The sequence below is a fragment of the Streptomyces sp. UF-297 genome (assembly GCF_058245575.1).
Map to the genome: position 1 here is coordinate 1 of NZ_JBSIBZ010000176.1, position 5,999 is coordinate 5,999.

At 73.7% G+C, this 5,999-nt stretch carries 7 protein-coding genes; all 7 read left to right on the plus strand.

Annotated features, from left to right (window positions below; all coding sequences use genetic code 11):
- The first annotated feature begins 101 nt into the window (after positions 1-101).
- The 7 genes from AC4IJH_RS42965 (at position 102) to AC4IJH_RS42995 (ending at position 5,955) form a co-directional block, all read left to right on the plus strand.
- Entirely contained in the window at positions 102-533 is a 432-nt protein-coding gene (locus AC4IJH_RS42965) for a hypothetical protein (protein WP_490857483.1), read from the plus strand.
- A gap of 229 nt (positions 534-762) precedes the next feature.
- Complete coding sequence (locus AC4IJH_RS42970) at positions 763-2,382, plus strand: DUF3560 domain-containing protein (protein ID WP_490857484.1); 1,620 nt, start codon at positions 763-765, stop codon at positions 2,380-2,382.
- A gap of 142 nt (positions 2,383-2,524) precedes the next feature.
- Entirely contained in the window at positions 2,525-2,659 is a 135-nt protein-coding gene (locus AC4IJH_RS42975; protein ID WP_330269890.1) for a hypothetical protein, read from the plus strand.
- Positions 2,660-2,738: 79 nt separating this feature from the next.
- Positions 2,739-3,521: a hypothetical protein gene (locus tag AC4IJH_RS42980; RefSeq protein WP_490857485.1), complete on the plus strand. Its 783-nt coding sequence runs from the start codon at positions 2,739-2,741 to the stop codon at positions 3,519-3,521.
- Between the two features lie 99 nt (positions 3,522-3,620).
- On the plus strand, positions 3,621-4,544 hold the full coding sequence (locus tag AC4IJH_RS42985) for a hypothetical protein (protein ID WP_330269888.1): 924 nt from the start codon (positions 3,621-3,623) through the stop codon (positions 4,542-4,544).
- Between the two features lie 69 nt (positions 4,545-4,613).
- Complete coding sequence (locus AC4IJH_RS42990; protein ID WP_490857486.1) at positions 4,614-5,054, plus strand: DUF6197 family protein; 441 nt, start codon at positions 4,614-4,616, stop codon at positions 5,052-5,054.
- A gap of 109 nt (positions 5,055-5,163) precedes the next feature.
- Positions 5,164-5,955 carry a hypothetical protein gene (locus AC4IJH_RS42995; RefSeq protein ID WP_164345721.1) on the plus strand — a complete coding sequence of 264 codons (792 nt, stop codon included), beginning with the start codon at positions 5,164-5,166 and terminating at the stop codon, positions 5,953-5,955.
- Positions 5,956-5,999 lie beyond the last annotated feature (44 nt).

Below are 5,999 nucleotides of genomic sequence, written 5' to 3' on the forward strand. Positions count from 1 at the left end.
CCCCCCCCCCCCCCCCCCCCCCCCCCCCCCCCCCCCCCCCCCCCCCCCCCCCCCCCCCCCCCCCCCCCCCCCCCCCCTCCCGTCCCCGAGGAAGGAGCGCGATGCCGCGCGTCACCCGGGCGCACACCGTCGCCCACCACCTGGTCCAAGGCGGCCTGACCGACCTGAAGCTCAGCGAAGCCGCCCAGAAGAGGGACCGCCCCGGCCTCTACCGCGAAGACGGGTTCTCCGTCCGCAGCTACCACGCGCCGGACGGCACCCTGCTCACCGTGGCCGGCGCCTACGGCCCGGACTGGTTCATGACCCTCGCCCAGATCCGCCACCGGCTGGAACAGCCGTACATCCGGTACACCGTCACCGCCGACGCCCCCGAGCTCCGCGACCATGAGCTGCTGGTCCGCTGGGCCACCCGCGAGGAACTGCGCGCCCGCCAGCAGGCCGCCGCGGCGCGCCAGGCGCCGCTCGTCGCCCTGCTCCGCCACCAGGAGGCCGAGCGGGCCGCCGAGGACGCCGGGCAGTCCGCGCTGTTCTGACCGTGCCGACCGGCGCCCGCAGGGCCCCGCCGGCCTCCCCCTCCCGGGGGGGGGGGGGGGGGGGGGGGCGGACGATGCCGCCACCCCGGGAACCGCGCTGAAAACCCCTGCTCAAAGACGCCCTCACGCTTGAAGATCAGGGATAAAGCTGGTAATGTTTTCCCTGTTGGAAGGGGGTGGCACCCCGACCAACGCACCTCGAAACCCGACCGTGGAGGACCACGTCTCAATGACCGCAACACCCGCCAAGGGCACGATCACCATCACCCACACCCGCGCCGACGGCACCCTCGTGGAGGGCAGCACCAAGGGCGACGGCGTGTACGAACTGATCCGCCCCTGCGGCTTCCGCTACTTCCGCTCCCTCGGGATGCTGGGCATCCAGCAGTCCCGCGACAAGGCCGCCAAGCGCTGGAAGATCGACGCCGCCGCCCAGGCCCTGCGCCAGGCCGGATGGACCGTCGAAATCAAGATCGACGAGGACACCCGCCGCACCTTCGCCGAAGCCGAAGAGGAGCGCTACGAGCGGGCCGAGAGCCGCACCGAGCGGTTCGGTACGTACGCCGACAACGCGGCGGGCCGGTCCGAGGCCGCACGGGAGCGCGGCCGCCAGATCGCCGACGGCATCCCCTTCGGCCAGCCCATCCTCGTCGGACACCACAGCGAGGCCCGCGCCCGCCGCGACCAGCAGCGCATCGACAGCGCCCTGCGCACGTACGTCGAGGAGGGCAAGCGCGCCGGGTACTGGGCGGCCCGGGAGAAGGCCGCCGCCGCGTACAAGCAGTTCCGCACCAACCCGGGCCGCACCCTGCGCCGCATCGAGAAGCTGGAGGCCGACGCCCGGCGCGTCGAGAAGTGGCTGGCCGGACAGTCCGCCGGAGGCTACCGCCGCTCCGACACCGACGAGCTCCACCGCAGGAAGGCCGAGATCGCGGAGGAACTCGCCCACTGGCGCGAGGTCATCGCCGAGGCCGAACGCCGCGGGTTCAAGGTGTGGGGCCCCGACGACTTCCAGAAGGGCGACTTCGTCAACTGCGGCGGCACCTGGTACCAGGTGCAGCGGGTGAACAAGAAGACGCTCACGATCCCGCACATCCACGGTGGCGTGGGCGTCCCCGTCGTACGGAAGGACCCCGCGGACAAGACCCGCCGCGGCTACACCATCCCCTACGACAGCGTGAAGGGGTGGGCCTCCGCCGAGGACATCGCCCGGCTTGAGGCCACCGAGCCGGAGCCCGAGGCCGAGCGCACCGTGTGCCCCCACTGCGTGAGGGTCGCAAACGGACAGAAGCGCTTCAGCGAAGCGCGCGGCATGTGCACCGTGTGCGGCCACGCCAAGCCGCAGAACTTCAAGGCCGGGCCCGCGCCTGCCCCGGAGGCCGACGGCCGCCAGGAGCAGGCCGAGCCGGTGCCGCCGGTCGAGGAGCCGGCACCGGCGGCCGAGACGTGCCCCATGTGTCACTCGCCCCAGTGGCACCCGGTAGCGCGCCGCTGCGCCAACTGTCACCACGCCCCCGGGGGGCCGACCCCGGCGCCGGCCCCCGCCGCAGGGGAGAGCTGGCAGGAGGGCCTGGCCCTGGTGTTCATCGTCTCGAAGAACACCCGCCGCACCCGCAAGCGCGCCCTGTGGGCGATGACCCGCCGCGAAGCGCAGGCCGTGTGCGGAGACCCCCGCACCTCCGGCCGCTCGTACATGCTCACCTGGACCGAGCGGCCCGGCGCCGAAGGCACCGACTGGGAATGGGTCCCGGACAACGGGAGTCTCGACCCGGTCCTTGCGGACCTGGGCATCACCCCGCGCCGCGAGTGGACCACCGAGGCGAAGACCACGGCCGCCGTTGGGCACTAGCGGTCAGCCGGGGGCCCGTGCAGGACCGGACCCCCAACCTCTTGGGAATCAGGCTCTGATCTGGTATTGTTTTCCTTGTTGGAAGGGGGTGGCACCCCGACCAGCACCACCACTCGAAACCCGCACCACGGAGGAACCCCGCGTGCACCCCTCGCAGCCCCGTCCCGGCATCGCCCAGTACATCGCCGATGTCGTGATCAACCTGGTGCGCTTCCTCGGCCCCGACCCGGCCGCCATCGTCCACCCCGCGCCCGCCCGGCAGGCCCGCCGGGACTGACCCGACCACACCGGAGGGCGGCGGATGGCACCGCCGCCCCCCGGGCCCGCTCGAAACCCGACTCATCCGAGGAGAACCCGTGTCCCACTTCCCGCTGATCTCCGCTGTGCACGCCGCACTGCGGGCCGTCGCGACCGACACCACCCCCGCCACGCTCGACCAGCTCGACAAGGCCCTGGCGGACCTGCCGCTGACCGAGGTCACCGACGGCGCAGAGCAGTCCGTCCGCCTCGCCCTGGAGATGATCGGCCACGCCCGCGACCACGAGCTGTTCCGCGCCGTGCAGGAGATGCAGGAGCAGGTCACCGCCATGCTCAGCCAGGGGCCCCGCACCCCCGTGCACAGCCACCCCGCCATGCGGGCCGTCGTCCAGACGCTCAGCCTCTGCTACGCCGGCGGCAAGGACTGGGACACCGACAGCGCGTACTACCGGGCATGGGACCGCGCCATGCACGCCGGGACCTACATGGTCCGCGCCGTGTCCGGCTTCCTTTACGCGGAGGCCGAGTTCACCCCGCGGAAGGTGACGCAGCGGGCGGAAGAGTTCTCCGCCGCCGCCCGCCGCGCCATCGCCTACCACGCCCGCGACCTGGCCCGCACCGCACTGGTCATGACCGCGTACGACTACGGCCTGTTCATCATCGGCACCCGCACCTCCGGCCGCGAGCCCCACACGTGGACCCGCCGCATCGGATCGGACACCTTCCAGTTCGAGGTCACCCCGCCCGACCTGCACCGCGCCGCCCCGGCCGGTCGGCTGATCGTCACCAGCTACAAGACCGGCCAGCGCGTGCACGACCTGGCCCTGTCGACGGACCCGAAGCGCGGCAACGCCGTCGCGGACGCCCTGTTCCTCATCTGACCCAGCACCCCGGGGGGGGGGGGGGGGGGGGGGGGGGCGGGGGGTGGCACCGCCGCCCGGCCCTCCCGCTCGAAACCCCGCACCAGACGGAAGGACCCCATGACCCCGTACACCGTCAACGACGCCAAGCTGAACGACGCGCTCGACGACGCCCACGAGCGCATCCAGCGCGCCGAGGACCGGCTGGCCCGCGTCGCGTGCGCACACGTCGCCGCCGCCGTCCGCGACGTCCTCACCGACCACGAGCCGGCCGCGCCGTTCGACGCCACGCACCTCCGCCTGACCGGGCGTCTCGGCACCGACGTGCTGAGCACCGACGGCACGTACTGGACCGCCACCGGCGAGGAGCGGCGCATCCCCGTCGGCGAACTGTTCGACGGTCTGCTCGGGTGGGTCAACCAGCTCAACTACGGCAACCGCCACATCTGGCGGCCCCTGTGCGAGACCCCGGCCACCATGGCTGGCGCCATCGGGGAAGCGGTCAGCTACCGGTTCGACCTGGCCCAGGCCGCGCAGCTCCCCGACGAGGTCCACACCTCCGCCCGGGTGCGCGAGATCCGCGACCGCCTGGCCGCCGCGACCTACCGGCCGTGGAGCGTCGAAGAGTTCACCTGGAACCGCAACGGCGCCACCGTCGACAAGGACGACCCGGACGCCGTGCACACCGACTTCGTGGTCAGCGACTCCTCCGGGGCCAAGGTCGCCGAGGTCTCGGTCAGCTACGACGGCCCCGAGGACACCGACACGCCCGCCGAGGACGTCGCCGAGACCCGCGCCAACGCCGAGCTCATCACCCGGGCGCCGGAGGACCTGCTCTACCTCCTGGCCTACCTCGACCACCTCGCCGGTGCCGCGGACGCCGAGGAGCTCCACCTGCGCGGCTACTGCGGACACTGCGGGACCGCGCTCTACACCTCCACCGCGTCCGAGACACCGACCGCCCTGGACGGCTCCACCCAGTGCAAGAGCGGCCGACTCCCCACCGGCCGCACCCTCTCGATCCCGCACGTCCTGCGCACCTGACCCGCCCCGGGGGCCGCGGATAGCACCGCCGCCCCGGCCCCCTCGAACCCGACCACCAGGAGGACCGCCGTGACCGGCATCCGCTACTCGCCCGACAGCGTCCTGGTCCCGACCACCCCCGGCGCCCTGCTGGAGTGGGCCGCGATCCACATCACCCGCGTCGGCATCTACCAGAGCCGCTACAGCCTCTTCAGCGGCCCCGGCCGCCTCGCCCACCGCCGGTGCTCCGTCGGCGGAGCGCTCGACGTCGCCGCCGGCCGCGACCGCATGGCCGCCGACCGCCCGTACGACCTGGAGGCGATCAGCGCCGCCCTCGACGACGCGTACCGCATCCTCGCCGAACACCTCGAAGGCGCCCCCGTTCCCATCCCGCCCGGCTGCGATCCGACGGCGCACCACAAAACGGTCGTCCACCTGTGGACCCTCGCGCCCGGCCGCACCGCCCAGCAGGCGGCCACCGCACTCCGCGCGGCCGCCGCGGCCGCCGAGGCCGCCGACCGACTGTTCTGACCTCCCGAGCTCCGGGCGCAACCGCCCGAAGCCCCCGGGGGGCGGCGGATGGCACCGCCGCCCCCCGGACTCACTCGAAACCCGCGTCCCAGACGAGAGGAACACCATCTTGACCACGACCGACGCCACCACGGCAGCCGAGCGCTACGAAATCGGCGACCGCGCCGCAAACGGCCGCTACCCCGTCGCCGTCGACGGGAAGCCGACCGGCCACATCTACCGATGGCACGGCGGTTGGTACGCCGTCGCCCCGGGCCAGCCGGAGGAGACCCGACACGACGACCGGCACGCCGCCGCCGCGCACCTGGTCGACCTGGTCGACTCCGGCACCGTCGAGCCGGGAGCCGCACCGGCCGCGCCCCCGGCCGCCGAGGCGGGCATCGTCCCGTGGCTCTCCCCGAAGCTGAAGCCCACCCGGCGCAACATCATCAGCGCCGCCATCGCGTTCGGACGCCTCGCCGAACTGGCCTGGAAGCCGGAGGACGAGGACGGCAACCCCACCGGCTACCCGGGGTCCGACAACCCGTGGGACCTCACCTGTGAACTGGACGGCAAGACGGTCGTCCGCTGGTGGAGCCACCTGCGGGGGCGCAACGGCGACAACACCCCGCGGCCCGAGTACCGGCACGAGGGCTGCATCCCCTTCGAGGAGCAGGCCGGGAAGGTCGCCGCGCTCGTCGGGGAGCCCGTCACCGCCTGCCCCTGCCAGCAGGTCACCCACCCGACCACCGCCGACGCCGCCGACGACCTGCTCAAGCGGGCCGAGCGGGCCCGCCGCGCCGACGACGCCGAGGCCCTGCGCCAGCTGCTCACGCAGCTGCTCGGGCCGTGCCCCGCCAGCAGCGCCCGCGGCCAGGCGATGAAGGAGCTCAAGGAGCGCGGCCAGCGCTCCAAGGGCTGACGGCCCGACCAGCCCCGGGGGGGGGGGGGGGGGGGGGGGGCGCC

Coding starts and splice junctions, on each gene's coding strand:
- AC4IJH_RS42970 (WP_490857484.1), top strand. CDS start 763: ATGACCGCAACACCCGCCAAGGGCACGATCACCATCACCCACACCCGC.
- AC4IJH_RS42965 (WP_490857483.1), top strand. CDS start 102: ATGCCGCGCGTCACCCGGGCGCACACCGTCGCCCACCACCTGGTCCAA.
- AC4IJH_RS42985 (WP_330269888.1), top strand. CDS start 3,621: ATGACCCCGTACACCGTCAACGACGCCAAGCTGAACGACGCGCTCGAC.